At 70.1% G+C, this 25,952-nt stretch carries 27 protein-coding genes; 16 read left to right on the top strand and 11 right to left on the bottom strand.

Annotated elements, in window-relative coordinates:
- Window positions 1-113 precede the first annotated feature (113 nt).
- The 4 genes from ACAZ03_RS01390 to smpB form a co-directional block, all read right to left on the bottom strand.
- A complete protein-coding gene (locus tag ACAZ03_RS01390; protein ID WP_373355549.1) occupies window positions 114-1,295 on the bottom strand; it encodes an aromatic amino acid transaminase in 1,182 nt (393 codons plus the stop codon).
- On the bottom strand, window positions 1,288-2,166 hold the full coding sequence (gene sseA / locus ACAZ03_RS01385) for a 3-mercaptopyruvate sulfurtransferase (RefSeq protein WP_373355547.1): 879 nt from the start codon (window positions 2,164-2,166) through the stop codon (window positions 1,288-1,290). The genes ACAZ03_RS01390 and sseA overlap by 8 nt, the downstream gene beginning before the upstream one ends.
- A 104-nt stretch (window positions 2,167-2,270) precedes the next feature.
- A complete protein-coding gene (locus ACAZ03_RS01380) occupies window positions 2,271-2,558 on the bottom strand; it encodes a hypothetical protein (RefSeq protein ID WP_373355546.1) in 288 nt (95 codons plus the stop codon).
- A gap of 77 nt (window positions 2,559-2,635) precedes the next feature.
- On the bottom strand, window positions 2,636-3,106 hold the full coding sequence (gene smpB / locus ACAZ03_RS01375) for an SsrA-binding protein SmpB (protein ID WP_373355545.1): 471 nt from the start codon (window positions 3,104-3,106) through the stop codon (window positions 2,636-2,638).
- Between the two features lie 438 nt (window positions 3,107-3,544).
- Between smpB and ilvD the strand changes: the two genes are divergently transcribed.
- The 8 genes from ilvD to ACAZ03_RS01335 all read left to right on the top strand — a co-directional run bounded on the left by ilvD (window position 3,545) and on the right by ACAZ03_RS01335 (window position 11,599).
- Window positions 3,545-5,308 carry a dihydroxy-acid dehydratase gene (gene ilvD, locus ACAZ03_RS01370; protein WP_373355544.1) on the top strand — a complete coding sequence of 588 codons (1,764 nt, stop codon included), beginning with the start codon at window positions 3,545-3,547 and terminating at the stop codon, window positions 5,306-5,308.
- 3 nt (window positions 5,309-5,311) lie between these two features.
- Window positions 5,312-5,941, top strand: coding sequence for a dihydroxy-acid dehydratase (locus ACAZ03_RS01365; protein WP_373355543.1), 630 nt, complete (start codon window positions 5,312-5,314; stop codon window positions 5,939-5,941).
- 52 nt (window positions 5,942-5,993) lie between these two features.
- On the top strand, window positions 5,994-6,761 hold the full coding sequence (locus ACAZ03_RS01360; protein ID WP_373355541.1) for a DUF6478 family protein: 768 nt from the start codon (window positions 5,994-5,996) through the stop codon (window positions 6,759-6,761).
- A gap of 3 nt (window positions 6,762-6,764) precedes the next feature.
- Window positions 6,765-7,187 (top strand): hypothetical protein, encoded by a 423-nt coding sequence (locus ACAZ03_RS01355; protein WP_373355540.1) that lies wholly within the window; start codon window positions 6,765-6,767, stop codon window positions 7,185-7,187.
- Window positions 7,188-7,195: 8 nt separating this feature from the next.
- Entirely contained in the window at window positions 7,196-8,413 is a 1,218-nt protein-coding gene (locus ACAZ03_RS01350) for a TIGR03862 family flavoprotein (RefSeq protein ID WP_373355539.1), read from the top strand.
- A gap of 71 nt (window positions 8,414-8,484) precedes the next feature.
- The gene (locus tag ACAZ03_RS01345; RefSeq protein ID WP_373355538.1) at window positions 8,485-10,617 is read left to right on the top strand and encodes a YjbH domain-containing protein; all 2,133 of its coding nucleotides are present in this window, start codon (window positions 8,485-8,487) and stop codon (window positions 10,615-10,617) included.
- A gap of 2 nt (window positions 10,618-10,619) precedes the next feature.
- Complete coding sequence (locus ACAZ03_RS01340) at window positions 10,620-11,279, top strand: YjbF family lipoprotein (RefSeq protein ID WP_373355537.1); 660 nt, start codon at window positions 10,620-10,622, stop codon at window positions 11,277-11,279.
- Between the two features lie 101 nt (window positions 11,280-11,380).
- A complete protein-coding gene (locus ACAZ03_RS01335; protein WP_373355536.1) occupies window positions 11,381-11,599 on the top strand; it encodes a hypothetical protein in 219 nt (72 codons plus the stop codon).
- 234 nt (window positions 11,600-11,833) lie between these two features.
- Here ACAZ03_RS01335 and holA read toward each other — a convergent pair whose 3' ends face one another.
- From holA to ACAZ03_RS01310, 5 genes are all read right to left on the bottom strand, one after another.
- The gene (holA, locus tag ACAZ03_RS01330; RefSeq protein ID WP_373355535.1) at window positions 11,834-12,862 is read right to left on the bottom strand and encodes a DNA polymerase III subunit delta; all 1,029 of its coding nucleotides are present in this window, start codon (window positions 12,860-12,862) and stop codon (window positions 11,834-11,836) included.
- Complete coding sequence (gene lptE, locus ACAZ03_RS01325) at window positions 12,859-13,335, bottom strand: LPS assembly lipoprotein LptE (protein WP_373355534.1); 477 nt, start codon at window positions 13,333-13,335, stop codon at window positions 12,859-12,861. The genes holA and lptE overlap by 4 nt, the downstream gene beginning before the upstream one ends.
- Complete coding sequence (leuS, locus tag ACAZ03_RS01320) at window positions 13,322-15,880, bottom strand: leucine--tRNA ligase (RefSeq protein WP_373355533.1); 2,559 nt, start codon at window positions 15,878-15,880, stop codon at window positions 13,322-13,324. The genes lptE and leuS overlap by 14 nt, the downstream gene beginning before the upstream one ends.
- A gap of 87 nt (window positions 15,881-15,967) precedes the next feature.
- A complete protein-coding gene (locus ACAZ03_RS01315; protein ID WP_373355532.1) occupies window positions 15,968-16,399 on the bottom strand; it encodes a DUF3576 domain-containing protein in 432 nt (143 codons plus the stop codon).
- Between the two features lie 209 nt (window positions 16,400-16,608).
- A complete protein-coding gene (locus ACAZ03_RS01310; RefSeq protein ID WP_373355531.1) occupies window positions 16,609-17,640 on the bottom strand; it encodes a porin in 1,032 nt (343 codons plus the stop codon).
- Window positions 17,641-17,891: 251 nt separating this feature from the next.
- On the opposite strand from ACAZ03_RS01310, the gene ACAZ03_RS01305 reads away from it, so the two are divergent.
- Window positions 17,892-18,545: a YggS family pyridoxal phosphate-dependent enzyme gene (locus ACAZ03_RS01305; protein WP_373355530.1), complete on the top strand. Its 654-nt coding sequence runs from the start codon at window positions 17,892-17,894 to the stop codon at window positions 18,543-18,545.
- Window positions 18,546-18,554: 9 nt separating this feature from the next.
- Here ACAZ03_RS01305 and ACAZ03_RS01300 read toward each other — a convergent pair whose 3' ends face one another.
- Both ACAZ03_RS01300 and ribA read right to left on the bottom strand, forming a co-directional pair.
- Window positions 18,555-19,037 carry a L,D-transpeptidase gene (locus ACAZ03_RS01300; RefSeq protein WP_373355529.1) on the bottom strand — a complete coding sequence of 161 codons (483 nt, stop codon included), beginning with the start codon at window positions 19,035-19,037 and terminating at the stop codon, window positions 18,555-18,557.
- Between the two features lie 36 nt (window positions 19,038-19,073).
- Window positions 19,074-20,168, bottom strand: a complete 1,095-nt coding sequence (gene ribA, locus ACAZ03_RS01295; protein ID WP_373355528.1) for a GTP cyclohydrolase II — start codon at window positions 20,166-20,168, stop codon at window positions 19,074-19,076.
- A 169-nt stretch (window positions 20,169-20,337) separates the two neighbouring features.
- Between ribA and ACAZ03_RS01290 the strand changes: the two genes are divergently transcribed.
- From ACAZ03_RS01290 to ACAZ03_RS01260, 7 genes are all read left to right on the top strand, one after another.
- Window positions 20,338-21,024 (top strand): response regulator transcription factor, encoded by a 687-nt coding sequence (locus tag ACAZ03_RS01290; protein ID WP_373355527.1) that lies wholly within the window; start codon window positions 20,338-20,340, stop codon window positions 21,022-21,024.
- A gap of 177 nt (window positions 21,025-21,201) precedes the next feature.
- Window positions 21,202-21,522: a hypothetical protein gene (locus ACAZ03_RS01285; RefSeq protein ID WP_373355526.1), complete on the top strand. Its 321-nt coding sequence runs from the start codon at window positions 21,202-21,204 to the stop codon at window positions 21,520-21,522.
- 234 nt (window positions 21,523-21,756) lie between these two features.
- Window positions 21,757-22,545: an exodeoxyribonuclease III gene (locus ACAZ03_RS01280; RefSeq protein WP_373355525.1), complete on the top strand. Its 789-nt coding sequence runs from the start codon at window positions 21,757-21,759 to the stop codon at window positions 22,543-22,545.
- Complete coding sequence (locus tag ACAZ03_RS01275) at window positions 22,535-23,182, top strand: RluA family pseudouridine synthase (RefSeq protein ID WP_373355524.1); 648 nt, start codon at window positions 22,535-22,537, stop codon at window positions 23,180-23,182. Before ACAZ03_RS01280 ends, ACAZ03_RS01275 begins: the two co-directional genes overlap by 11 nt.
- Before the next feature lie 296 nt (window positions 23,183-23,478).
- Window positions 23,479-23,928 carry a peptide-methionine (R)-S-oxide reductase MsrB gene (msrB, locus tag ACAZ03_RS01270; RefSeq protein WP_373355523.1) on the top strand — a complete coding sequence of 150 codons (450 nt, stop codon included), beginning with the start codon at window positions 23,479-23,481 and terminating at the stop codon, window positions 23,926-23,928.
- On the top strand, window positions 23,928-24,431 hold the full coding sequence (msrA, locus tag ACAZ03_RS01265) for a peptide-methionine (S)-S-oxide reductase MsrA (RefSeq protein WP_373355522.1): 504 nt from the start codon (window positions 23,928-23,930) through the stop codon (window positions 24,429-24,431). The genes msrB and msrA overlap by 1 nt, the downstream gene beginning before the upstream one ends.
- A complete protein-coding gene (locus tag ACAZ03_RS01260) occupies window positions 24,428-25,879 on the top strand; it encodes a YdiU family protein (protein ID WP_373355521.1) in 1,452 nt (483 codons plus the stop codon). Before msrA ends, ACAZ03_RS01260 begins: the two co-directional genes overlap by 4 nt.
- Window positions 25,880-25,952: the final 73 nt, after the last annotated feature.

Raw genomic sequence — 25,952 nt, 5'->3', positions numbered from 1 at the left:
TCCCCTCGCAACCGGGCACACCATCGCCGCGCGACCCGGGCGGGGAAACGGACGAGCGTCAGGACTACGCAGGGACTCCCGAGCCGCGCCCGCAAGGGCGCGGCCGAGGCGCGTCAGATCACCGAGGCGATCGCCTTCGCCAGCACCGGCACCGTCTCGGCATTGAGGCCGGCGATATTGATGCGGCTGTCACCCACCATGTAGACGGCATGCTCCTCGCGGAGCCGCGTCACCTCATCGGGCGTCAGACCCAGCCGCGAGAACATCCCGCGGTGCCGCGCCACGAAGTCGAACCTGTCCGAATTCGTCAGCCGGCGAAGCTCGTCGGCGAGCTGCTGGCGGAGCGCCAGCATGCCCTCCCGCATCTGCTCCAGCTCCTCCTGCCAGTCGGCGCGCAGCGCCTCGTCCGTCAGGATCTCGGTCACCACCCGCGCGCCATGGTCGGGCGGGAAGGAATAGTTCTGCCTATTGAGGAAGGCGAGGTTGCCCTGGGCGAGCTTCGCCCCGGCCGCATCCGCCGCCAGCGCCACCAGGAGTCCCGCCCGCTCGCGGTAGATGCCGAAGTTCTTCGAGCAGGAGGCCGCGATCAGCGCCTCCGGGCAGCCCGCGACGATGGTGCGAAGCCCCAGCGCATCCGCCTCCAGCCCGTCGCCGAAGCCCTGGTAGGCGATGTCGACCATCGGCAGCGCGCCCTTGGCGTTCAGGAGCGCCACTACCCGGTCCCAGTCCGCCCCGGTGAGGTTGGCGCCCGTCGGGTTGTGGCAGCAGCCGTGGAGGAGCACGACATCGCCCTCCCCGACCGCCTCCAGTGCGGCCAGCATGCCGGCGGCATCCACCTCGCCGCTCGCCTCGTCGAAGTAGCGGTAGGGCCGCGCCTCGAGGCCGAGATAGTTGAGGATCGACACATGGTTCGGCCAGGTCGGCTCGGAGTACCAGACGACCCCGCCCGGGCGCGCCATCTTCACCAGCTCGAAGGCCTGGCGGACGGCGCCGGTGCCGCCCGGCGTCGCCACGGCGGCGAGGCGCTCGCGCGGGGCCTCCGCGCCGAGGAGCAGCCCGATCATCGCCTCGGCATAGGCGGGGTCACCCGCGAGGCCGGTGTAGCTCTTGCTCTCCTGATCCTTGAGGATCCGCGCCTCGGCGGCCTTCACGGCGCGCATGACCAGGGTCACGCCGCGCGCATCCTTGTAGACGCCGACGCCGAGGTCGATCTTCGTCGGCCGGTCATCCGCCCGGTACATCGCCATCAGCGCCAGGATCTTGTCGGGCGCCGGCTCGCTCAGGGTCTCAAACATCGCTTTCTCCAGTGGCGACCGGGCGGTCGCTGTCCATACCCGTCTCTTGGCCCCATTCGGCCCAGGAGCCGTCATAGAGCGCATGATCCCGCTTGCCGATCCGCGCCAGCGCCAGGCTGAGCACGGCGGCGGTGACGCCCGAGCCGCAGGAGGTGATCGCCGGGCGGGAAAGGTCCACCCCCGCGGCCTCGAAGGCGGCGCGGAGCGCCTCGGGCGCCTTCATCGTGCCGTCGGCGTTCAGGAGGTCCTTGAAGAAGACGTTGCGGCTGCCCGGCACATGCCCGGCGCGGAGCCCGGGGCGCGGCTCCGCCGCCTCGCCGCGGAAACGCGCCGGCGGGCGGGCGTCGATGACCTCCGTCCCGGCGGCGCGGGCCCCGGCCACGGCGGCCGCATCGGCGAGCCGCCCCGGGCGGCGCGTCAGCGTCACGGCCCCCTCGCGCGGCAGGGCCGGGCCGGCGGGGCCGGCGACCAGCGGGTGCCCCTCCGCCCGCCATTTCGGCAGGCCGCCGTCGAGCACGGCGACGGAGGCGAAGCGGCCGAGGAGCGACAGCATCCACCAGACCCGCGCCGCCGAGAAAAGCCCGGCGCCGTCATAGACCACCACCCGGTCGCCGTCGCGGAGGCCCAGCGCCGCCAGCCGCGGAGCCAGCCAGGCTTCGGGCGGCAGCATGTGCGGCAGGGGGCTCTCTGGGTCGCTGAGCGCGTCGATGTCGAAGAAGGCGGCGCCGGGGATATGCGCATCGGCGAATTCGCCGGCGGCGTCGCGGCCCATGTCGGGCAGATACCACGAGGCGTCGAGGACGCGCAGATCCGGCGCGTCCAGCGCCCCGGCCAGCCAGCCGGTGGAGACCAGAACCTCGGGATCGTCCATCGCCGCACCTCTTCGCCCCCGCGCCGAGGCGCGTCACCGCCCCCTAGCGCGGGCGCCGCAAGCGCACAAGGGAGCGGCCCGCCGGGCGGGCTTCTGCCGGGGCATCAGCCGCGCCGGCCGATGGCCAGCGCCGCCAGCCCGGCCAGGGCGAAGCCGCCCGCCGAGCCGGCCACGAGATGCGGCATCAGCCCCGAGAGCGACAGATCGAGCGAGGCGGTGACCCCGGCGGTGTCGACGAGGCCGGTCGGCCGGAGGCTGTCCCAGATGCGCCCGGCCAGGATGCCGCCGAGCGCGCCGGAGGCGAGCATCAGGCGGAACCGCAGAAAGATGAGCGCGATGAAGAGCCCGGCCAGAAGGCCCGAGACGGCATCTATGAGCACCAGTTCCCACATGGGGCGATGTGCTAGCAGAGCCGCGCGGCGCAGTGCAACGCCTTGTCACGCGGTCGTAATCCGCGGGGGAAGTCCGCTCAGCCGTGCTCTTTCAGGAGCCGCTGCTTCTGCCGGTTCCAGTCGCGCTTGGCCTGGGTCTCGCGCTTGTCGACGGTTCTCTTGCCCTTCGCCAGCGCCACCTTCAGCTTCACCATGCCGCGATGGTTGAAATACATGACGAGCGGCACGATCGTCATGCCCTCCCGCGCCGTGCCGTTCCACAGCCGCGACAGCTCGCGGCGCGAGACGAGCAGCTTGCGCCGCCGCCGGGGCTCGTGGCCCCAGGTTTTCGCCGGCTCGTAGGGGGCGATATAGGCATTGGTGAGCCAGAGCTCGCCATTCTCGACCGAGGCATAGCTCTCGGCGATGTTGGACTGGCCGGTGCGCAGGGACTTCACCTCCGAGCCGGTGAGCACGATCCCGCATTCGAGGTCATCCTCGATCGCGTAATCGAACCGGGCGCGGCGGTTCTCGGCGATAACCTTGTAGTTGTCACTGTCCTTGGCCATGAGGGGCGGAGATAGGGGCTCCGGGGGGTTCTGTCCAGCTTGGGGGGGCGCCGGCCCGTTCCGGGCCGGGTGGAGGCCCTGCCTCCACACCTCCGGCATGTTTCCGGCCAGATGAAGGAGGCGTTAGGGCTCTCTTTACCAAGATGTCCCAAACTCCTCCCACGGTACAGGCAGGCATGCCGATGACCGTGCCAGGTGAAGCCCAGCCCCGTCGCCGGTCACCGCACCGCGGTCGGGGCAGGGTGGACCGCCCTGGCTTCATCTGGCCCAAAATACCTCCGCCGGAGGCACCGAAGGTCCCGGCGCGCCACGCCGCAGTCCCGCGCGCCGCTCGAACGGAGCGCCCGCCCGCGCGCCCGGGACGCTTGTGCCATGGGCGGCCGGGGTCTATGCCTCCCCCACCGATACCACTGGCCTCGCACACCCCAGGGAAGAGACATGCTGAAACGCCCGTTCGACAAGTCGCGCCTGCCTAGCCGTCATGTGACGGAAGGGCCGGCCCGCGCGCCCCACCGCTCCTACTATTATGCCATGGGCATGTCGGAGGACGAGATCGCGCAGCCGCTCGTCGGCGTCGCCACCTGCTGGAACGAGGCCGCCCCCTGCAATATCTCGCTCAACCGCCAGGCGCAGGCCGTGAAGCTCGGCGTCAAGGCCGCCTCGGGCACGCCGCGGGAGTTCACCACCATCACCGTCACCGACGGCATCGCCATGGGCCATGAGGGCATGCGCTCCTCGCTCGCCAGCCGCGAGGCCATCGCCGATACCGTCGAGCTCACCATGCGCGGGCATTGCTATGACGCGCTCGTCGGCCTCGCCGGTTGCGACAAGTCGCTGCCTGGCATGATGATGGCCATGGTGCGGCTGAACGTGCCCTCCGTCTTCATCTACGGCGGCTCGATCCTGCCGGGCAAGGTGCCCGCCGGCGCCGATGTGCCCGAGGATTTCGCCACCCGCGACCTCACCGTGCAGGACATGTTCGAGGCCGTCGGCCGCCACCAGAACGGCACGCTTTCCGACGCGGCGCTGGCCGTGCTCGAGCGGGTCGCCTGCCCCTCCGCCGGGGCCTGCGGCGGGCAGTTCACCGCGAACACCATGGCCTGCGTCTCCGAGGCCATCGGCCTTGCGCTCCTCAACTCCTCGGGCGCGCCCGCCCCGTACGAGAGCCGCGACCAATATGGCGAGGCCTCCGGCCAGGCGGTGATGCAGCTCATCGAGAAGAACATCCGGGCCCGCGACGTGGTGACGCGCAAGAGCCTCGAGAACGCCGCCCGCGTCGTCGCCTGCACCGGCGGCTCGACCAATGCCGGCCTGCACCTGCCGGCCATCGCCCATGAGGCGGGGATCGATTTCGACCTCTTCGACGTCTGCGACATCTTCCGCGACACGCCCTATTTCGTCGACCTGAAGCCGGGCGGCCAGTTCGTCGCCAAGGATCTCTACGAGGCCGGCGGCGTGCCGGTGGTGATGAAGGAGCTGCGCAAGGCGGGCCTTCTCCATGAGGATTGCATGACCGCCTCCGGCGAGACCCTCGGCGAGGCGCTCGACAAGATCGCCGGCAAGGCCGATGGCCGCGTCATCCACCCCGTCGAGACGCCGATCACCAAGACCGGCGGTGTCGTCGGGCTCAAGGGCAACCTCGCCCCCGACGGCGCCATCGTGAAGGTCGCCGGCATGACCGAGGAGCAGCAGGTGTTCTCCGGCCCCGCCCGCGTTTTCGAATGCGAGGAAGACGCCTTCGAGGCCGTCAAGGCGCGCAGCTACAAGGAGGGCGAGGTCATCGTCATCCGCAACGAGGGGCCGGCCGGCGGCCCGGGCATGCGCGAGATGCTCGCCACCACCGCCGCCCTTTCGGGCCAGGGGATGGGCAAGAAGGTCGCGCTGATCACCGACGGCCGCTTCTCGGGCGCCACGCGGGGCTTCTGCGTCGGCCATGTCGGCCCCGAGGCCGCGCATGGCGGGCCGATCGCCTTCCTGAAGGACGGCGATGTCATCACCATCGACGCCATCAAGGGCGAGATCTCGGTGGCGCTCTCCGACGAGGAATTCGCCGCCCGGAAAGAGGCCTGGGCCGGCCCGCGCGAGACGATCTACGCCTCGGGCGCGCTGTGGAAATTCGCCCAGCAGGTCGGCGGTGCACGTCAGGGGGCGGTGACGCATCCCGGCGGCAAGGCCGAAAAGCACCAGTACATGGATCTCTGAGCCATGCGCCGCCTCGCCGCCGCCCTTGGGCTTCTCGCCCTCGCCGGCTGCGAGGCGAATCTCTCCACCTTCGGCGCGCCGACCGACGAGGGCACCCGCGCCATCGCGCTCTATGACGGCGATGTCGTCGCCACCGCGCCCTATGGCTATTGCGCCGACACGCAGGCCAGCCGGCCGAGCCAGGGCTTCGCGCTCTTCGCCGGCTGCGGGCTGATCTCGGCGCTCGACATCATGCCCTCCGCCGAGGCGCTCCTTTCCATCCAGGTGGGGCGGCCGGGCTCCGCCGCCGTCGCCGGGCAGGAGGGCGAGCTGGCCGGGCTGCTGATGACCGCCGCCGGGGCGACGCTCCTGTCGGAAGACGGCGATGGCGCCGAAGTGACGGTGGACGCGGTCGACCCGCGGCAGGGGATCGTCTTCGTGCATTTCACCGACGAGGGCACGCCGCCGGCCCCGGGGATCGAGACCCGCGAATGGCGGGCCTTCTTCGACACCGGCGGGCGGCTGGTGACTATCGCGCTCCGCGGCCTCGCCCGGGCGCCGCTGTCGACCGACGGCGGGCTGCAGCTTCTGGAACAGGCGGCGGAGACCTTCCGGGGGGCCAACCGGCCCGCCGCCCAGGCAGAGGGCGGCTGACCCTGTTCAACCGTCGGGCGAACTGGCAGAATCCGGGCCGAGGAGGGCGGAGATGGCAGGCACAGGCATGAGCCGCGTCGAGCGGGCGCTGACCGAGAGGTCGACGGCGCGCTGGGCCCGCTGGGCGAAGAAGGCGCCCCGCGCCGGGCTGACGCGCCTTGCCGCGCAGGCCGAGGCCGCGCAGGCCCTGCGCCACGAGCTCGGCGAAGTCATCGCCGCCGCCGACCGGCGGCTCGGCGTCGCCCGCCATGGTCAGCCTCAGATCGCCCGCCCGCCGGGCTGCGACTGGGCCTGGCGCCCGGCCCTGTGGCAAAGCGCGCTGACCACCCCCGCCCTCGCCGGGGCCGGCAGCCGCTCTGCCCTCGGGCCGGAGGTGACGCTCTTTCACGATTGCCCCCGGCGCGAGATCATCCTGCGGCAGGTGCGGAACGGCGCGGCAGGCCAGACGCCGCCCTTCGGGCTGGAGGTCGAGGTCTTCGCCTTCGAGGGCAGCTTCCTGTCGCTGGTGCTCGAGCTGCCGGCGGAGGCCGCGGCGGGGCTCGGGCGGCGCCACGTGGTGCGGCTGAACCTCACCGCCGAGATGGAGCGGCCGCTCGAGCTCTTCGCGCGGCTGAACCTCCGCCACGGGCCGAACACCGAGCAGATCGTGCGCGAGGTGCCGGCGGGCGGGGCGGAGGTCGCCTTCGACCTCGGCTATGCCACGCTCGACGAGAAGCGCATCGAGCGGCTCTGGCTCGACCTCATCTTCGAAAGCCCGCGCATGACCCGCGTCACGCTTCGCGACGTGACGCTGCTGCGGCACCCAAGGGCGGAGCTCTAAAGCATGGCAGACCTCACCCATGCCCGCATCAGGGCGGGCATCTGGCATGGCGAAATCACCGGGCGGATGCCCGAGCGGCTGATCGTCACCTACCAGGGCCGCATCATCGAGGGGCTGGAGATCGAGCCGCATGAGGCGGGCACCTCGCTCCGGCTGCTGCTCCCCCGCGAGATGATCAGCGAGGGGGCGCAGACCTGCCTCATCGCCGATGCCGATACGGGCGAGACCATCGCCGAGATCTCGCTCATCGCCGGGGTGCCGGTGGCGGAGGATCTGCGGGTCGAGGTGGCGAGCCTCAGGGCCGAGCTCGACCTCGTGAAATCCGTGCTCAGGCGGCTGGCGATGGAGGCCGAGGCGCGCGGCGCCGAACCGGCGGCCGCTGCCGAGGCTGCCCGGGCGCCCCGCCCCGCCCGCCGCAAGATCTGAGCCCCGGAATGCAGCCGGAACGGATGGAGGCGCTGGTCATCGGCGCCGGCCCGGCCGGGCTCATGGCCGCCGAGGCGCTAGCGGAGGCAGGGCTCGCGCCCGTCATCGCCGAAGCCATGCCCTCCCCCGCCCGCAAGCTCCTGATGGCCGGCAAGTCTGGCCTCAACCTTACGAAGGCCGAGGCGCCGGACGCCTTTCGGGCCGCCTATGGGGCAACCGCCCCGGCGCTGACGGCCGCGCTCGAGGCCTTCGGGCCGGAGGCGGCGATGGCCTGGGCGGAGGGGCTGGGCCAGCCGCTCTTCACCGGCTCGACCGGCCGGGTCTTTCCGCAGGCGATGAAGGCCTCGCCGCTTCTGCGCGCCTGGCTGGCGCGGCTGGGGGAGGCCGGCGTCACGCTCCGCCGCCGCTGGCGCTGGGAGGGGTTCGTGGGCGAGGCGCTCCGCTTCGCCACGCCGGAGGGGCCGGCGCTCGTCGCGCCCGCCGTCACGGTGCTCGCCTGCGGCGGGGCGAGTTGGCGGCGGCTGGGCTCCGACGGCGCCTGGGCCGAGCATGTGGTGGATGTGGCCCCGTTCCAGCCCTCCAACACCGGCGTGACCGCCCAATGGTCGCCCCATATGGCGCGGCATTTCGGGCGGCCGGTGAAGGGGCTCCGCCTCACCGCCGGCGCGCTTGAGAGCCGCGGCGAGCTGGTGATCTCGGCCCGCGGGCTCGAGGGCGGCGGGCTCTATGCGCTGACGCCGGCGCTCCGCGCCGGTGCGCCGCTCGTCGCCGACCTCTTGCCCGACCTGTCGGTGGAGGAGGTCGCCGCCCGACTCGCCCGCCAGCCGGACAAGCAGAGCGCCGCCAACCGGCTGCGCCGCGCCTTTCGCCTGCCGCCGGAGAAGCTGGCGCTCCTGCAGGAATTCGCCCGGCCGCTCCCCGCCGATCTCGCGGCGGTGCTCAAGGCGCTGCCTCTGCGCCACACAGGCCTCCGCCCGCTGGACGAGGCGATCTCCACCGCCGGGGGGCTCCGCTTCGATGCGCTGGACGCGGGGCTGATGCTGCGCGACCGTCCCGGGGTTTTCGCCGCCGGCGAGATGCTGGATTGGGAAGCGCCGACAGGGGGTTACCTGCTGACCGCCTGCCTCGCCACCGGCCGCCACGCCGGCCGCGCCGCCGCCGCCTTCGCGGCCGGCACAGAGCGCGCCGGTCCGGAGGGTGGCAAAGCAGCGCCTGAGCCGAAATAACACCACCCCGCGGCTTTCCAACAGACCCGCGCATCGGTTAGGACTTCTTAAACTTTCGGAGGCACCCCTTCATGAATTCCACCGGCCGTCTGCTGGCCGCGGCCAGCATCGCCGCACTCGGCCTGCCTGCCTCTCAATCCCTCGCTCAGGATGACGGGATCAGCTGGGCGCTCTTCGGCACGCCCGGGGTGATCGACACGCCTGTCGCCGCGCTGCCCGCCGCCGGCACGATCACCGGCACGGTCACCGTGCTGCCCGATCAGTATCGCAGCACCTTCAGCTTTCAGGTCTCCGACCGGCTGAACGCCGCCTTCCGCTATTCGACCTTCGTCGATTACTACATCGGCTCGCCGACGCTGGAGGATCTCTACGACCGCAGCTTCGACGTCGCCTTCCGCGTGCTGGACGAGTCGGAATACCTGCCCGCCGTCACCGTGGGCCTGCGCGACTTCCTCGGCACCGGGGTGCTCTCGAGCGAATATGTCGTCGCCTCCAAGACCTTCGGCACCAACATCCGCGCCTCCGCCGGCCTCGGCTGGGGGCGTCTGGCGGGGCATGGTGCCTTCGACAACCCGCTCGCCAGCCTGCTCGGCGACAGCTTCGCCGACCGGCCGGCCAGCGCCGCCGAGAACGGCGACACCGGCAAGGGCGGCGTGCCCTCCTACGGCGCCTGGTTCCGCGGCGATGCGGCCTTTTTCGGCGGCGTCGAATGGGTGGCGACCGACAAGCTGACGGTGAAGGTGGAGTATTCCTCCGACGCCTATCTGATCGAGCAGACCCGCAACGGCTTCGACTGGGATACGCCCTTCAACGTCGGCGTCGTCTGGTTCCCCCGCCCGGGGATGCACCTGAGCTTCAACGTGCTGCACGGCAACGAGCTGGCGCTGACGGCGACGGTGCTGCTCAACGCCGCCAACCGGCCGCTGCCGAGCGGCTTCGATTCGCCGCCGCCCCCGGTGCAGGTGCGCGACACCGCCGCCGCCGCGAGCTGGGCCGGCGCCATCGACGCCCGCGGTCTGACGCCGAGCCTGCAGGAGGCGATGGCGGCCGAGGGGCTCACCCTCGTCGGGCTCGAGCTCGACGGCGACACGCTGCGCGTGCGCTACGAGAACGACCGCTACCGGGCCGAAGCCCAGGCGCTCGGCCGGCTGGCGCGGATCCTCACCGCCGAGGCGCCGCCCAATGTCGAGACCTTCCAGCTCGAGCCGGTCTATGCCGGCATCCCCTCGCTCGGCGTCACGCTGGCGCGGCGCGATATCGAGACGCTGGAGAATCGCGTCGGCGGCACCGATGCCGTCTTCGCCCGCGCCGATCGTGGCCCGGCGGGCCCGAACGACGGGCTCGTCCCGGTGGACGACCCCGATCCGGCCTTCACCTGGGGCATCGGCCCCTATGCGGGCTTCGTGCTCTTCTCGAACCCCGATCCGGTGCAGATCGAGGCGGGCATCGAGATGCGCGCCCGATACGAGATCATGCCGAATCTCGTCGCCTCCGGCGCGCTGCGCTATGCGCTGACGCCCTATCGCGACGATGCCAGCATCTCGGGCTCGCCCCTGCCGCATGTCCGCTCCGACGCGGCGGTCTACAACAACACCGGCAACCCCGGGATCGAACATCTGACGCTCGCCTGGTACGGTCGCCCGGCGCCGGAGATCTATTCCCGCGTGACGGCGGGCTATCTCGAGGCGATGTTCGGCGGCGTCTCCGGCGAGCTCCTCTGGGCGCCCACCGACAGCCGCCTCGCCGTCGGCGCCGAGGTCAATTACGCGGTGCAGCGAGATTTCGACCAGCTCTTCGGCTTCCAGGATTACGACGTCGTGACGGGCCATCTGTCGGTCTATTACGACATGGCGAACGGCTATTTCGCCCAGATCGACGCGGGCCGCTATCTCGCCGGCGACTGGGGCGCCACCTTCTCGCTCGACCGCGAGTTCGAGAACGGCTGGCGGGTCGGCGGCTATTTCACGCTGACCGACGTGCCCTTCGAGGATTTCGGCGAGGGCTCCTTCGACAAGGGGATCCGCATCTCGGTGCCGATCGACTATTTCGCCGGCACGCCGACCCGCCAGACCTTCGACAACACGCTCGCCTCGCTCACACGCGACGGCGGCGCGCGGCTGGATGTCGAGGGCCGGCTTTACGACACGCTGCGGTCCGGCCAGCTCGGCGACCTGCAGGATGGCTGGGGACGGTTCTGGAGATGAATGTGAAGATCAAGACAGCCCTCGCTACCGCCGGGCTCTGCCTCCTCGCCGCCTGCGGCACGATGTATGAAGAGAGCCCGGTGGTCACGATCGCCAAGGCCGCGATTCCCGCGCTCGGCGGCGGCCCTCCGGGAGACCCGGCGGCGATGCCCCCGGGCTTCCGCCCGAACGAGGTCGCCGCGAATCCCGGCGCCTACCGGCTCATCACCATCCAGGGGCTCTATCCCGCCGGGCTCGCCCGGCTGACCGAATCGCACGGCGGCTCCCAGACCTACGAGAGCCAGTACGCGTTCTCGGCGGCTTTCGAGAACGGGGTGCTTCTGTCGACCCGCGGGCTGGCCGATGACCTGATGGCCGCCAACCCCGGGGCGCTCCTGCAGACGATTCGCGCCGGTGGCGGCACGACGCGGCGCGTGCACGAGACACTCACGGGGCTGGATCAGATTGTGACCACCTCTTTCGACTGCACGGTCGAAGGTGGCGCGCGTGAAGCCGTCAACCTGGGCCTCCGCGAGGCCGAGGCCACCGCATGGGAAGAAACCTGCGTGGGTGGCGGGGTTCAGTTCACCAACAAGTACTGGCTTGATAATACTGGAGAAATCATCGCCAGCCGCCAGTTCGTGACGCAAACTGTTGCATATTTGCGCGAGAACGGACTTTGATGCGGGGAGCTTGAGCCGGAGGGGAGACAACCGGGTTGAGTTTCAATCACCAAGAAGCTATAGCCGACGTAACGCCTTGTTTATCAACTGGAGAGAACAACATGCGCCTCATCAAGACCCTGACCGCCGCCGCCCTCGCCACGACGGTTGCCGGTTCGGCCATGGCCGGCGGCTTCGCCCCGGTCGTCGAAGTTCCGGAAGTCGTCGTCATCGAAGACGAGCCGGCGACCGGCTTCTCCCTTCCCGTCTGGGTTATCCCGGCCGCCGTGCTGACCGCCCTCGTGGCCGTCGCCGCTGCCTCCGGCACCACGGACGACTGATCTAGCCTCCCTTCGGGGAAGCTTGAAACCGGCAGGCCTCGGCCTGCCGGTTTTGTTTTGTCTGGGGGGTAGGTTTTGGGGGTGCCGGGTTTGCCGGGGTTGCCGGGCTGAAGCCCGGCCTACGGGTTCCCTGACGCGTACGCCGTGCACATACCCCGTAGGCCGGGCTTCAGCCCGGCACGCCCACACTTCGCAAAAAACCAAAGATAGCCCCGGCGGCCCCGCACGCAGGGCCTAGCCGCGATCGCGCCCCATCATCGCCAGCCGGATGAACAGCCGCTCCAGCAGCGCCACATCGGGGGCGCGGCTGGCGGAGCGGAGCGTCATGTCGGTCTCGATCAGCAGGCCGATGGCGGCCTCCAGCCGCGCCCGGCCCCAGCGGGTGGCGGCGCGGGTCATGGCATCCCGCCTGGGCCCCCAGATCGGCGGGCGGGCGCGGGCGATGCCCTGCGCCGGCCCCTCGGGGTGGCTCGCCGCCGCGTGGAGCTGGCGGAAATGCCGGAGCGCGGCGATGGAGAGCGACACGGCGCCGGAGCCCTGCGCCCCGAGCCGCCCCATAAGCCCCGGCACCGCCTCCGCCCGGCCGTCGCCCATCGCCTCGAGCAGCTCGTCTAGATCCGCCTCGGCAGAGAGCGGGGCGACGGCGGCGATGTCCTCCGGCGTCACGGGCGTGGCGTCGCGGTACTTGTAGAGCCCGAGCTTCTCGACCGTCTGGCGGAAATCGCCGGGCTCCAGCGCCCGGGCGAGGCTCTGCAGGTCGCTCCGCGCCTCGGCGGTGAGGTCGCGGAGGCCGGCGGCGCCGAGCATCTCGGCGATCTCCTCCGGCCCCGGCGGGTCGTCGTAGAGCGCGATGCAGGCCGCGGCCTTGTCGCCCTCGAAGAGCTTCCGCAGCGCCGACTTGGCCGCCAGCGCCCCGGCGGTGACGAGGATGAAGGCATCCTCCGCCACGCGGGCCTTCAGGGCATCCTTGATGACCGGGGCGAGCCCGTCGCCCGCCTCCTCCACCAGCGCCATGCGGGGGCCGGGGAAGAAGCCCTGCGCCCGCATCGCATCATCGAGGAGCGCGCCGTCCTTGCGGAGGTCACTGCCCGCGATGCGGGTGAGGCGCATCTCGGCCTCGGCCTCCTTGCCGGCCAGCGCCAGCACCAGCCGGGCGCGGGCATCGGCGACGCGCATCGGGTCGGCGCCGTAGATCAGGGCCGCGCCACGGGCCGCGTCGGGGCGGGCCAAAAAGCCCTTCGCGTCGCGGCTGGAGAGCTTCATGGACCCGCGAGCGCCGCCAGCGCTTCGGTCACCACCAGATCGGCGAGGGCGCGGGCGAGCCGCTCCCGCGCATCCTCCTCGGCCGTCTGCACAGCCACGGTGGAGCCGCTGGAGGACCATGCGGTGAAGGTGGAGACCTCGCCCGTGGCAAGCTCCCCCTCCGGCCCGGTCAGCGCCCAGGTGGCGGCGCCGCGCAGCGCCCGGCGGACGACCTGGCCCGAGGGCGAGAGCGCCGCGTCGCGCGGCGTCAGCGTGAGCGTCACCGCCAGCCCGTAGGGGCCGGCGCCGCTGCCCAGCCGCTCCTGCAAGCGGGCGCGGAGCCAGAAGCCTTCGGGCGTCGCCGGCACATCGTAGCGGGTGGCGCCGAAGAGCGCGGCACCGGGGCCCGAAGGGGCATAGGCGGGGGTGAAGCCGCAGCCCGCGAGCGCGGCGGCCGGCAGGGCGAGGAGGAGGCCCCGCCTAGACCACGACATTGACGATGCGCCCGGGCACGACGATCAGCTTCTTCGGCGCGCCGCCGTTCAGATGGCTTTGAACGGCCTCATGCTGGAGCACCAGCGCCTCGATCTCGTCCTTGCCCATCTCCTTCGGCACGGTGATCTCGGCCCGGCGCTTGCCGTTGACCTGGATGGGCAACGTGACGCTGTCGTCAGTGAGCAGCGCCTCGTCCGCCACCGGCCAGGGCGCGCCGGTGATCAGCCCCTCGCCGCCGAGCTCGGCCCAGATCTCTTCCGCCAGATGCGGCGTGAAGGGGGACATGAGCTGCGCGAGGGTCCTCGCCGCCTCCGTCTTGGCGGCGCGGGAGGCGCCCGACTTCTGGATAGCGCCGGTCAGCCCGTAGAGCTTGGCGATGGCGGCGTTGAAGCCGAAGGACTCCAGCCCCATCGTGACATCGTGGATCGTGCGGTGGACGGCCTTGGCCAGGGCCTCATCGGCCCCTTGCGGCGCCGCCTCGGGCGCCTCGGGCAGCTCGGAGACGATGCGCCAGACCCGCGCCAGATGCTTCTGCGTGGCATCGGCGCCGGCGGCCGTCCATTCGACGTCGCGCTCGGGCGGCGAATCGGAGAGCACGAACCAGCGGGCGGTATCGGCGCCGTAGCGGGCGACGATGTCGTCGGGGTCCACCACGTTGCGCTTCGATTTCGACATCTTGGCGGAGGGGATGACCTCCACCTCCTGCCCCGTCGCCTTGAGCACGGCGCGGTCGCCCTGCAGCTCCACCTCCTCGGGGAAGTGATAGATGGCGCGGCCGGCCTCCTCGGTCTTGTAGATCGCGTGGGTCACCATGCCCTGCGTGAAGAGCGCGTTGAACGGCTCGATGGCGGAGGCCGGCAGGTGGCCGGTCTTCTCCATCGCCCGGGCGAAGAAGCGCGAGTAAAGCAGGTGCAGGATCGCGTGCTCGATGCCGCCGATATATTGATCGACGTTCATCCAGTAGCTGGCCGCCTCCATCTCCGTCGGCGTCTCCGCGCGGGGCGCGGTGAAGCGGGCGAAATACCAGGACGAATCGACGAAGGTGTCCATCGTGTCCGTCTCGCGCTTTGCCGGGGCGCCGCAGGCCGGGCAGGCGCAGTCGCGCCAGGTCGGGTGCCGGTCGAGCGGGTTGCCGGGCACGTCGAAGCTCACATCCTCCGGCAGGCGGATGGGCAGGTTCTCCTTGCGCTCAGGTACCACGCCGCAGGCCTCGCAATGAACGACCGGGATCGGGCAGCCCCAGTAGCGCTGGCGGGAGAGACCCCAGTCGCGCAGGCGATATTGCGTGACGCCGCGGCCCCAGCCATCGCGCTCGGCCAGCTCGATGGCGGCGGCGATGGCCTCCTCCCCGGTGGCGATCTCGCCCCAGTTGAAGCTCTCCGTCCAGCGGACGGTCTCGGTCTTCGGGGGCACGAAGGCCACGCCGCTGAGGGCGGGGGAGACGCTCGGCACCTCGGTCATCGAGACGAAGGTGGAGGTCACCGGCAGATCGTACTTCCGGCAGAAATCGAGGTCGCGCTGGTCATGGGCCGGGCAGCCGAAGATGGCGCCGGTGCCGTAGTCCATGAGGATGAAGTTGGCGATCCAGACCGGCAGCTCCCAGGAAGGGTCGAGCGGATGGCGGACCTTGAGCCCGGTGTCGAAGCCCAGCTTCTCGCCCGTCTCCAGCGCCTCTTCCGTCGTGCCGCCCTTGCGAGCCTCGGCGTTGAAGGCGGCGACCTCGGGGCGCTCTTCGGCCAGCGCCTTGGCCAGCGGATGATCCGGCGAGATACCGACGAAGCTGGCGCCCATGAGCGTGTCGGGCCGGGTGGTGAAGACCTCGATGGCCTCGCCGCCGTCCACCCGCTCGAAGCCCATGCGCAGGCCCCGGCTCTTGCCGATCCAGTTGGCCTGCATCAGCTTCACCTTGGCCGGCCAGTCATCGAGGGAATCGATGGCCTCCAGCAGCTCCTCGGAATAGTCGGAGATGCGGAAGAACCACTGCGTCAGCTCGCGCCGCTCGACCTCGGCATTCGAGCGCCAGCCCTTGCCGTCGACCACCTGCTCGTTGGCGAGCACGGTCATGTCGACCGGGTCCCAGTTGACCACGGCGTTCTTGCGGTAGACGAGGCCGGCCTCCAGCATGTCGAGGAAGAGCGCCTGCTGCTGGCCGTAATACTCGGGGTCGCAGGTGGCGAATTCGCGGGTCCAGTCGAGCGACCAGCCGAGCGGCTTCATCTGCGCCTTCATGTCGGCGATGTTCTGGTAGGTCCAGTCCTTCGGATGGCCGCCGGAGGCCATGGCGGCATTCTCGGCCGGCATCCCGAAAGCGTCCCACCCCATCGGATGAAGCACGTTGAAGCCGCGCGCCATCTTGTAGCGCGCGATGACGTCGCCCATCGTGTAGTTGCGTACATGGCCGATATGGATGCGCCCCGAGGGATAGGGGAACATCTCGAGCACGTAATATTTCGGCTTGTCCGACATCTCGGCGCGGAAGGTCCCTGCCTCGTCCCAGGCGGCCTGCCATTTCGGCTCGATCTCGTTCGGCGCGTAGCGCGACATGGGCTATATCCTCTTCGCCCCGCCGGTCGGGCGGGCGGTCTTTCGCTTCGCTCTTAGCGGCGTTCGGCCCCCGGGGCCAGTAGCGGCCTAGATCGCCCCGTCGGCGATGCGGATCTGGCGGGCGCGGGTGAGGATGGCATCCTCGATGGCGATCTGCGTCTCGGCTGCGACGGCGCCGCGGCTGGTCGCGACGGCGACGTTGAGCGAGCGGGCATCGAGCGCCGGGTCCTTGATATGGACGGTGGCGCGATAGGGCGTGCTGCCGCCCGGCGGCACGCCGTAGCCGAAGACGATGACCCCGGTGAAGGGATCGACGCTCTCGATCGGCAGGAAGCTCAGCACATCCAGCGAGGCGGCCCAGAGATAGCGGTTCACCGCGACATTCTCGGTGCCCTGGGTGCGGGCGGCCTGGCGGACGGCGGGCGCATCGGCCCGGTTGCCGTCGAAGAGCGAACAGCCCGAAAGGGCGAGCAGCGCGGCAAGCGCCAGGCCGGTCAGTCTCGATGCAGCGCCTGTCATGGCTCCCCCGTCGCACTTCTTCTTTCGCAGGAAAGGTCTAGCGAAGCGCCGCCAGTGTCACAAGGCAAATGCCCGGGGCGCGGCACCGGCGCCGCCTGCGGCGGGGCCTCAAGGGCCGCCGCACAAAGCAACGGGCCGGCCTGTTTCCAGGCCGGCCCGAAGGATCATCTGTCCATCTGGTCCCGGGCGTTCAGGCCCGGAAGGTCAGATCAGAACTCGAAGGAGGCCTCGACGGTGATGCCTTCCTGCAGTTCCGGAGAACCGATCTCGTCGTCGGAGTTGTCGTCGTCCGAGTCATCCGCGTAGGAGAACAGGAGCGACGCGCCCGAGCCGAGGTCCCAGGTGACGCCAGCGTAGTAGTCGTCGCCCGAGTCGGTCAGACCGGCGATGACGACGAGGCCGGAGCCGACATCGTAGGAGCCATCGATGCCGAAGTCGTCGGCGCCGGTGTCATCCGTGTCGTAGTAGGCGTTCACCCAAACCGGGCCGTTGGTGTAGTCGGCGGACACACCGTAGGCATCCGGAGCGGCCGAGTTGGAGGCGTAGTAGCCGGCAACCGTGACCGGGCCAAACGGGTAGGACGCGCCCACGCCGATGGAGTCGGCACCGGTGGTCTGGTTCGAGGTGTAGGCGAGGTCGATGTCCGCACCGCCGAAGGACGTGCCGACGGCCACACCGAAGACTTCCTCACCGGAGTCGCCCTGGTCGTCCTGGTAGGCGCCGGAGACGTCGAAGGCACCGAAGGAACCGGTGGCGACGACTTGCAGGCCCTGCAGGCCACCGTCAGCGAAGATGCTGTAGGAGGCGTAGGTCGAGAACGAACCGAACATCAGCTCGCCGCGGATGCCCGCGTCGCCAACGCCGTCGCCGTCGAAGCCGACATCCATGCCGTCGGGCATGGAGAAGTACTCGTCAGCAGCCAGGTCGATGTCACCGACGAACACGGAAGCCATGTCGGAGGTGATGTAGAACTCGTAGCCGTCGGTGGTCCAGACGGTGCCGAGGTCGTTGTCGACCATGTCGCCGCCGATGGTGGCGCCGACCGTCAGGCCGTTGTCGAGGACGGTTTCAGCCGTCAGGTCGACGGAGAAGTCCCAGTAGAAGCCGGTGGCGTCGTCGGTCGAAGCGACGTTGTCGGTGTCGTTGTAGCCGACGGTGGCCCCAGCAGAGAGAGTGACCTCAGCGGCCGCCGCGCCCGCGAAGGCGAAGAGAGAGGCCGAGGCGAGGAGGATGCTTTTCATGTCTTTCCCTCGTGATTGCATTCTCAGAATGCCAGTCCTGCTAGCATTGGGATGCTTTTGCGCATTCGGGTCTCCGATCTCAAGCGAATTGGACCCGGCTCCGGGCGGGCTGTCGGAAATGATGCATCTCAGACACACAGATGGCCAAGCCCGGGCAAATATGGCAAATCTCCGCCGGCCCGGGGCCTAGGGCTCGCCGGGCGGGGAGGCCCGGCTATCAAGGGCTTGGCTGCAATCAGCAGGGGGATGGCATGTCGCTCGCAGGGATCCGCATACGAATCGCCGAGGCGGCCGCGCGGGCCGGGCGCGACGAGGGCTCCGTGCGGCTGGTGGCCGTCTCCAAGCAGCAGACGGACAGTCGAATCGAGGCGGTGCTCGACGAGGGCCAGCGGCTCTTCGGCGAGAATCGCGTGCAGGAGGCCGCGGGGCGCTGGCCGGGCTACCGCGAGCGCTACGAGGGCATCTCGCTGCATCTCATCGGCCCCTTGCAGACCAACAAGGCGCGCCAGGCGATGGAGATCGCCGAGGTCATCGAATCGCTCGACCGCCCGAAGCTGGCCGGCACGCTGGCGCGGCTGGCGCAGGAGATGGGCTCCTGCCCCGAGCTCTTCGTGCAGGTGAACACGGGCGAGGAGCCGCAGAAGGCCGGGATCCTGCCCGGCGAGGCGGAGGGATTCGTGCGCGATTGCCGCGAGATGGACCTGCCCGTCCGCGGCCTCATGTGCATCCCGCCGGCCGAGGAAGACCCGCGCCCGCATTTCGCAATGCTGCGCAGCATGGGCGAGACGCTCGGGCTCGAGGAGCTGTCCATGGGGATGAGCGGCGATTTCGAGATCGCCATCGAGGAGGGCGCGACGCTCGTCCGCGTCGGCTCCGCCATCTTCGGCGAGCGGACGCCCCGGTAGCCCGGCCCCTCAGGTCAGGATCACGTCGCCCGGCCGCAGCCTTGCGGCCAGCCGGTGGAGCGCCGGGCGCGGCGGGGCGATGCAGCCCGCCGTCGGCCAGCCGGGCCGCCGCCACTGATGCATGAAGATCGCCGAGCCCGCGCCCGGGCGGCCCTCGGCGTTCCAGTCCGTCACCAGGATCAGGTCATAGAGCGGGTCCGCCCGGCGGAGCGCCTCGTGCGAGCGCGCGTGGGGCGCGCGGACGAGTCTATTGTATAGGGGATCCTCCGCATCGTCCGACCAGAGGTCGCCCGGGCGGATCGGCCGGGCCCAGGGAGCGGGGGCGGCGAGCCTGTCGGGCCGGTAGAGCATGGCGGTGAGGCGGAGCGTGCCGCGGGGCGTCGCGCCATCGCCCTCGCGCTTGTCCTCCGTCAGGCCCGTGCGGCCGATGGTGCAGGGGTGGAGCTGGCCGAAGGCCAGGAGCCCCCGGGGCGTGAGGCGGAGGGTGCTCACCGCCGGGCCCGGGATTTGGGCGCGCCTTCCGCTGCCCTAAAGGACATGGCCGGATTTCTGAGCCTTGGTGTCGAGATATTTCGAGTTCAGCGGGTTGCGGCCGACCTTGAGCGGCACCCGCTCGACCACCGTCACCCCGCAATCCTCCATCCGCGCCACCTTGGCGGGGTTGTTGGTCATCAGCCGCACGGCGGAAAACCCGAGCTGCCGCAGGATCTCCGCCCCGATGCGGAAATCGCGCTCGTCATCCTCGAAGCCGAGCCGGTGGTTGGCCTCCACCGTGTCGAAGCCCTGATCCTGCAGCGCATAGGCGCGCATCTTGTTGGCGAGCCCGATGCCGCGCCCCTCCTGGTTGAGGTAGAGCAGCACCCCTGCCCCCGCCTCGCCCATCTGGGCGATGGCCGCGCGGAGCTGCGGGCCGCAATCGCATTTGAGGCTGCCGAGAAGGTCGCCGGTGAAGCAGGCGGAATGGAGCCGGGCGAGCACGGGCTTGTCGCGGTCGGGCGCGCCGATTTCCACCGCGTAATGCTCCTCGCCGCCGTCACCGGGTCGGAAGATGTGCAGATGCGCGTTCTCCGCCCCGAGGAGCGGCACGAAGGCCTGCGCCACCGGCGCCAGATCCGGCATGGCGGTCGACAGGAGCACCTCGGCGGGCAGGAGCGTCAGCCGCTCCGCCTCCGCCAGCGCCCGCGCCTCGCCCGCCGGCAGCTCGAGCACCAGGGCCGCGGGCAAAAGCCGCGCGTCCTTCGCCAGCCGGATCGCGGCGCGGGAGAGCCTGGCATCGCCGCCCCGCTCGGCCTTCCAGGGGCCGCGGAGCGGCGCGGCGAGATCCCCCGCCGGGTCGGCGAGGCCGGCGATCCAGCGCGGGCCGGCATCGGCCGGCAGGGTCAGCCGGGCGAGATCGCCGTCATAGACCATGGCGCGCAGCGTCTCGGCCCGGCGGCGGGTGATGGCCAGATGCGGCGTGCCGCCGAGGGCGCGGAGCGCCTGCAGCCGCGGCTCGGTCACCACCTCCGCCGCCAGCACGAGCGCTCCTTCGCCGGCGCCATCACAGATCGCCACCGGCAGGCCGATGCGCAGATCGGCCCGCGCGCGGGCCTTGAGGTCGTCCATGCTGGGTATGAGGCTCATCCGCCGCTCCTTCCGGCCTCCCGGCCGCCCTCGCCAGATAGGGCCTTTGCGTCGGGATTGAAACATTCCCTCCCGAAGCGACACGTCGGCGTGAGTCCCTGTCAGAAACATTGCCGGCTGCCGTGCGTAGTCACATGTGAGGCGCGATAACCGGTTTGAGAGGTGTGACATGGCGCAATTGCGAAAAATCCTTCTCGTCGATGATGACGAGGACCTGCGCGAAGCGCTCAGTGAGCAGCTCGTGATGACGGAAGACTTCGACGTGTTCGAGGCCAGCTCGGGCGCAGAGGCGATGGCCCGCGCCAAGGAGGGGCACTACGACCTCGTCATTCTCGACGTCGGCCTGCCCGACACCGACGGGCGCGAACTCTGCAAGCTGATGCGCAAGCAGGGCGTGAAATGCCCCATCGTCATGCTCACCGGCCATGACAGCGACAGCGACACGATCCTCGGGCTCGACGCCGGCGCGAACGACTATGTGCTGAAACCCTTCAAGTTTCCCGTGCTCCTTGCCCGGATCCGTGCCCAGCTCCGCTCCCACGAGCAGAGCGAAGACGCGATCTTCACGCTCGGCCCCTACACCTTCAAGCCCTCGCAGAAGCTCCTCATCACCGAGGACGAGAAGAAGGTGCGCCTGACGGAGAAGGAGACGAACATCCTCAAGTTCCTCTACCGCGCCTCCGAAGGCGTGGTGCCGCGCGATGTGCTGCTGCACGAGGTCTGGGGCTACAATGCCGGCGTCACAACCCATACGCTCGAGACCCACATCTACCGGCTCCGCCAGAAGATCGAGCCCGACCCCTCGAACGCCCGGCTTCTGGTGACCGAGGCGGGCGGCTACCGGCTGGTCGCCTGACGGCCCTGGGCGGCCCGGTCATCGGGCCGCCGAACCTTCCCCTAAAATTCGCAAGGTCAGGGAATCCTGCACGGATTTTCCCCGGGATTTTCGTTGCCTCCCGGGGTAGCTCACCTTAGCGTGAGATGATGACTTTCCGTCATCACCAGGCATTAAGGGAAGAAGCCAATGTCATTCATGAAGAAGATTCTCGCCGCCGTGGCCCTCATGGCCACGATGTTCGCGGCGCTGCCGGCCGCCGCGCAGAACTATACGCTGCGGATCGAAAACCTCTCTGGCGTGACGCTCTACCGTCTCTACGCCACCCCGCGCTCCTGGGACAATTACGGGCAGGATCTGCTCGGCAACCGCGTGCTGAACAACCGCAGCATCATGCCGCTGACCTTCTCGAACGTTCAGGAATGCCTCTATGACTTCAAGTTCGAGTTCATCGAAGGCTCGGTGATCTACGATTCCGTCAATCTCTGCAACGTCGGCACCTACACGATCACGCCGTAAGCGGCGCAAGGTCGGGCCCGTTCGGGCCTGAACAGGGGACGGGCGGGGCCGGCACGAGCCGCCTCGCCGCAACCCCCTCCCCCCAAAGGGCCTCCCGTCTATTGCGGCGGCGCCCCCCCTCCCTCCAAAGCATCGGCCACCAGCGCGTCGGGACGGATCCCGCCGCCCGCGCGGCTTGGCACCGCCCGGCCCCTCGTCTAGTCTCGCCGCCTCACAGACGACCGGAGCCTGCCGATGCCCTTCACCCTCGCCACCTGGAACATCAATTCCGTCCGCCTCCGCGAGGGGCTGGTGGCGAAGCTCCTGGAGGAGGAGGCGCCCGACGTCCTTTGCCTGCAGGAATGCAAGTCGCCGGTGGAGAAGATCCCGCTCGAGGGCTTCGCCGCGCTCGGCTACCGCCACATCGTGGCGCGCGGGCAGAAGGGCTACAACGGCGTTGCGATCCTCTCCAAGTTGCCGATCGAGGAGGTCGGCGACGTCGACTTCGCCCGCCTCGGCCATGCCCGCCATGTCGCCGCGAAGCTGGAGAACGGCGTGACCATCCACAATGTCTACGCCCCCGCCGGCGGCGACATCCCCGACCGCGACGCCAATGTGAAGTTCGGCCAGAAGCTCGATTACTTCACCCATATGCGCGAGCATTTTGGGGCCGAGCGGCCCCACAAGGCGATCCTCGTCGGCGATCTCAACATCGCGCCGCGGGAGGATGACGTGTGGAACCACAAGCAGCTCCTCAAGGTCGTCAGCCACACGCCCGTCGAGGTGGAGCTCTTCGAGGCGACCCGCGAGGCGGGCGCCTGGGAGGATGTGACGCGGGCCGACATCCCCTCCGGCAACCTCTATTCCTGGTGGTCCTACCGCTCGCCCGACTGGGACGCCGCCGACAAGGGCCGGCGGCTCGACCACATCTGGGCCTCGCGCGACATCGCGGCGGCCGCCCATGGCAGCCGCATCCACCGCCCGGCCCGCGGCTGGGAGCAGCCGTCGGACCACGCCCCGGTCTTCGCCAGCTTTGACCTCTGAGTACCGCCCCCCCGACACGCCGCTGAGCGTCATCCACGAGGATCACGAGATCGTCGTGGTCGACAAGCCGGCGGGGCTCCTCTCCGTCCCCGGCAAGGGACCGGAGCTGGCCGATTGCCTGATGGCGCGGGTGGCGGCGGCCTTCCCGACGGCGCTCCTCGTCCACCGGCTCGACCGGGACACCTCCGGCGTCATGGTCTTCGCGCTGACGCCCCATGCCCAGCGGCATCTGGGCCTGCAGTTCGAGAAGCGGCAGGTGAAGAAGGAATATCTGGCGAGGGTCTGGGGCGAGATGGCGGAGAGCGAGGGCCGGGTGGACCTGAAGCTCATCGTCGACTGGCCGAACCGCCCGAAGCAGATGGTCGACCACGAGAATGGCCGCTCGGCGGTGACCGACTGGAAGGTCGCGAAGCGGGGCGGCGGCGAGACGCGGGTGCGGCTCTTCCCCCAGACCGGCCGGTCGCACCAGCTCCGCGTCCACATGGCCGAGATCGGCCACCCGATCCTCGGCGATCCCTTCTATGCTGAAGGCCCCGCCCGGGACTTCCCGCGCCTCATGCTCCATTCCGAGCGGTTGCGGCTCCGCCATCCCGACGGCGGCAAGGGCCTGACCTTCAAGGCAAACTGCCCGTTCTGAAGGAGGCGCGGGGGGTTGCACCCCCCGAACCCCCGCCGTCCTGGGGGCCCTTGGGCCACCAGACCCCCATTCCGGTGGGGGCCAGCCCCCACACCCCCGAGGTATTTTAGGCCAGATGAAAGGCAAAGAGGCGCTCCCCTTCCCCTGCCCCTTTCCAAATACCTCCGGGGAACGCGCGGGGCAGGCGGCCCCTCGCTCCGCCCCTGCAACATCGCCACACGCCGATTTCAGCGCCGCCGCCCTTTATTCACAGGGCCGCGCCCCCACATGAGGGGAGACATGTCAGGAGGCCCGTCATGAGCAACTGGACCCGCAACGAAGAGGCCATCTCCCGGCTCAGCCCGGAGCAGTACCGCGTCACCCAGCAAGCCGGCACCGAGCGGCCCGGCACGGGGGAATATCTCTCCAACAAGGAGGCCGGCATTTATGTCGACCTCGTTTCCGGCGAGCCGCTCTTCGCCTCGGCCGACAAATACGATTCCGGCTGCGGCTGGCCAAGCTTCACCAAGCCCATAGAGCCCGCCCATGTGCGCGAGATCGACGATCTGTCATTAGGCATGGTGCGCACCGAGGTGCGTTCCGCCAATGGCGATTCGCATCTCGGCCATGTGTTCCCCGACGGTCCGGTCGACCGCGGGGGCCTCAGATACTGCATCAACTCCGCCTCTTTGCGCTTCGTCCCGAAGGCGCGCATGGTGGAGGAAGGCTATGGCGATTACCTGGATCAGGTGGAGGAGGTGAGCTGATGGACCGCGCTGTTCTCGCAGGGGGCTGCTTCTGGGGCATGGAGGAACTGATCCGCCATCTGCCCGGCGTCAGCGCCACCCGCGTCGGCTATTCGGGCGGCGACGTGCCGAATGCCACCTATCGCAACCACGGCACCCATGCCGAGGCGATCGAGATCATGTTCGACCCCGAGGTGATCTCTTACCGGCGGATCCTCGAGTATTTCTTCCAGATCCACGATCCGACCACGAAGGACCGGCAGGGCAACGACCGCGGCACCTCCTACCGCTCGGCGATCTACTACGAGGACGAGGCCCAGCGGCAGGTGGCGATGGAGACCATCGCCGATGTCGAGGCCTCGGGCCTCTGGCCCGGCAAGGTGGTGACCGAGGTCGAGCCCGTCGGCGATTTCTGGGAGGCGGAGCCTGAGCATCAGGATTACCTGCAGCGCTACCCCTCCGGCTACACCTGCCACTTCCCGAGACCCGACTGGGTCCTGCCGAAGCGCCAGGCGGCGGAGTGAAGGACGGGAGCGCGGCACCCGCCTTCGAGGCCGTCTTCGCGGGCGCCGTCGAGGGGGCCTCGCTCCCCTGGGCCGGGGCCGAGGTGCCGCGGCCCGAGGTCGTGCTGCTGAACGAAGCGCTGGCGGAGGCGCTCGGCTTCGACCCCGAGGCCCTGCGTCGCCCCGAGGCGGCCGCCTGGCTCTGCGGCGCCGAGCCGCCGCCCGGCGCGCATCCGGTGGCCATGGCCTATGCCGGCCACCAGTTCGGCCAGTTCAACCCGCAGCTCGGCGACGGGCGGGCGCTGCTTCTCGGCGAGATCGCCACGGAGGCGGGGCTGCGCGACCTGCACCTCAAGGGCTCCGGCCCGACGCCCTTCAGCCGCCGCGGTGACGGCAAGGCCGTGCTCGGACCGGTGCTGCGCGAATACGTGCTCGGCGAGGCGATGGCGGCGCTCGGGGTGCCGACCACGCGCGCTTTGGCGGTCACCACCACGGGGGAGGACGTGATGCGCGAAGGGCGCAAGCCCGGCGCCGTCCTCGCCCGGGTCGCGGCGAGCCATATCCGCGTCGGCTCCTTCCAGTTCTTCGCGGCCCGGCGGCAGCATGACATCCTGAAGGCCCTCGCCGACCATGCCATCGCCCGGCATGACCCCGACCTGACCGGGGAGGATCGCTACGAGCGCTTCCTCGCCCGCGTGGTCGAGCGGCAGGCGGAGCTGATCGCCGCCTGGATGGCGCTCGGCTTCATCCATGGCGTGATGAACACCGACAACATGGCCGTCTCCGGCGAGACCATCGACTACGGTCCCTGCGCCTTCATGGAGGCCTACGACCCCGCCGCGGTCTTCTCCTCCATCGACCATGCCGGCCGCTATGCCTATGGCAACCAGCCCGGCATCGCGCAGTGGAACCTCGCGCGGCTGGCCGAGGCGCTACTGCCGCTGATGGGCGGCGACGAGTCGATCCCGGCGGCGACGGAGATCGTCTCGGGCTTCGCCGGGCTCTACGAGGCCGCGTGGCTCCGCCGTTTCCGCGCCAAGCTGGGGCTTGAGCGGGCGGAGGAGGGCGACATGGATCTGGTGACCGGCCTCCTGGCCATGGCGCGGGGGCAGGCGGATTTCACCAGCCTCTTCCGGGCGCTCGGGGTGGCTGCCGGGGGCGATCCAGCCCCCGCCCACGCACTCTTCGCCGATCCCGGCGCGTTTGACGCCTGGCTCCCCGCCTGGGAGGCGCGGCTCGCGCAAGAGGCGCCCGGGGCGGCGGAGCGGATGGCGGCGGTGAACCCGATCTACCTGCCCCGCAACCTGCCGCTCGATGCCGCGCTCACCGCCGCCGAGGCCGGCGACCTCGCGCCGATCCGGCGGGTGCTCGGCATCGTGGCCGCGCCCTTCACCCGGCAGGAGGGGGCGGAGGACCTTGCCGCGCCGGCCCCGGCCGGCACGCCTTTCGTCACCTATTGCGGCACCTGAGCGGCGCCGCGACGCGCAGGCAGGCCTGCGCAAGGCGCAATGCCGCGTTGCAGCATTGTCTGTGGTATGTCAG

Source organism: Pseudoroseicyclus sp. CXY001 (assembly GCF_041714655.1).
In the GTDB taxonomy this organism is placed as follows: Bacteria; Pseudomonadota; Alphaproteobacteria; order Rhodobacterales; family Rhodobacteraceae; genus Pseudoroseicyclus_A.
The sequence above is the reverse complement of the archived record's forward strand: the minus strand, read 5'-3'. Positions and strand labels throughout refer to the sequence as shown.

Bases quoted from the DNA above. Each gene is read 5' to 3' on its own strand.
- lptE (WP_373355534.1), bottom strand. From the start codon at position 13,335: ATGTCGTGGTCTAGGCGGGGCCTCCTCCTCGCCCTGCCGGCCGCCGCG.
- ACAZ03_RS01345 (WP_373355538.1), top strand. From the start codon at position 8,485: ATGAATTCCACCGGCCGTCTGCTGGCCGCGGCCAGCATCGCCGCACTC.
- ACAZ03_RS01350 (WP_373355539.1), top strand. From the start codon at position 7,196: ATGCAGCCGGAACGGATGGAGGCGCTGGTCATCGGCGCCGGCCCGGCC.
- ACAZ03_RS01280 (WP_373355525.1), top strand. From the start codon at position 21,757: ATGCCCTTCACCCTCGCCACCTGGAACATCAATTCCGTCCGCCTCCGC.
- msrA (WP_373355522.1), top strand. From the start codon at position 23,928: ATGGACCGCGCTGTTCTCGCAGGGGGCTGCTTCTGGGGCATGGAGGAA.
- ACAZ03_RS01335 (WP_373355536.1), top strand. From the start codon at position 11,381: ATGCGCCTCATCAAGACCCTGACCGCCGCCGCCCTCGCCACGACGGTT.
- ACAZ03_RS01310 (WP_373355531.1), bottom strand. From the start codon at position 17,640: ATGAAAAGCATCCTCCTCGCCTCGGCCTCTCTCTTCGCCTTCGCGGGC.
- msrB (WP_373355523.1), top strand. From the start codon at position 23,479: ATGAGCAACTGGACCCGCAACGAAGAGGCCATCTCCCGGCTCAGCCCG.
- ACAZ03_RS01355 (WP_373355540.1), top strand. From the start codon at position 6,765: ATGGCAGACCTCACCCATGCCCGCATCAGGGCGGGCATCTGGCATGGC.
- ACAZ03_RS01305 (WP_373355530.1), top strand. From the start codon at position 17,892: ATGTCGCTCGCAGGGATCCGCATACGAATCGCCGAGGCGGCCGCGCGG.
- leuS (WP_373355533.1), bottom strand. From the start codon at position 15,880: ATGTCGCGCTACGCGCCGAACGAGATCGAGCCGAAATGGCAGGCCGCC.
- ACAZ03_RS01360 (WP_373355541.1), top strand. From the start codon at position 5,994: ATGGCAGGCACAGGCATGAGCCGCGTCGAGCGGGCGCTGACCGAGAGG.
- smpB (WP_373355545.1), bottom strand. From the start codon at position 3,106: ATGGCCAAGGACAGTGACAACTACAAGGTTATCGCCGAGAACCGCCGC.
- ACAZ03_RS01365 (WP_373355543.1), top strand. From the start codon at position 5,312: ATGCGCCGCCTCGCCGCCGCCCTTGGGCTTCTCGCCCTCGCCGGCTGC.
- ribA (WP_373355528.1), bottom strand. From the start codon at position 20,168: ATGAGCCTCATACCCAGCATGGACGACCTCAAGGCCCGCGCGCGGGCC.
- ilvD (WP_373355544.1), top strand. From the start codon at position 3,545: ATGCTGAAACGCCCGTTCGACAAGTCGCGCCTGCCTAGCCGTCATGTG.
- ACAZ03_RS01285 (WP_373355526.1), top strand. From the start codon at position 21,202: ATGAAGAAGATTCTCGCCGCCGTGGCCCTCATGGCCACGATGTTCGCG.
- ACAZ03_RS01390 (WP_373355549.1), bottom strand. From the start codon at position 1,295: ATGTTTGAGACCCTGAGCGAGCCGGCGCCCGACAAGATCCTGGCGCTG.
- ACAZ03_RS01315 (WP_373355532.1), bottom strand. From the start codon at position 16,399: ATGACAGGCGCTGCATCGAGACTGACCGGCCTGGCGCTTGCCGCGCTG.
- sseA (WP_373355547.1), bottom strand. From the start codon at position 2,166: ATGGACGATCCCGAGGTTCTGGTCTCCACCGGCTGGCTGGCCGGGGCG.
- ACAZ03_RS01380 (WP_373355546.1), bottom strand. From the start codon at position 2,558: ATGTGGGAACTGGTGCTCATAGATGCCGTCTCGGGCCTTCTGGCCGGG.
- ACAZ03_RS01290 (WP_373355527.1), top strand. From the start codon at position 20,338: ATGGCGCAATTGCGAAAAATCCTTCTCGTCGATGATGACGAGGACCTG.
- holA (WP_373355535.1), bottom strand. From the start codon at position 12,862: ATGAAGCTCTCCAGCCGCGACGCGAAGGGCTTTTTGGCCCGCCCCGAC.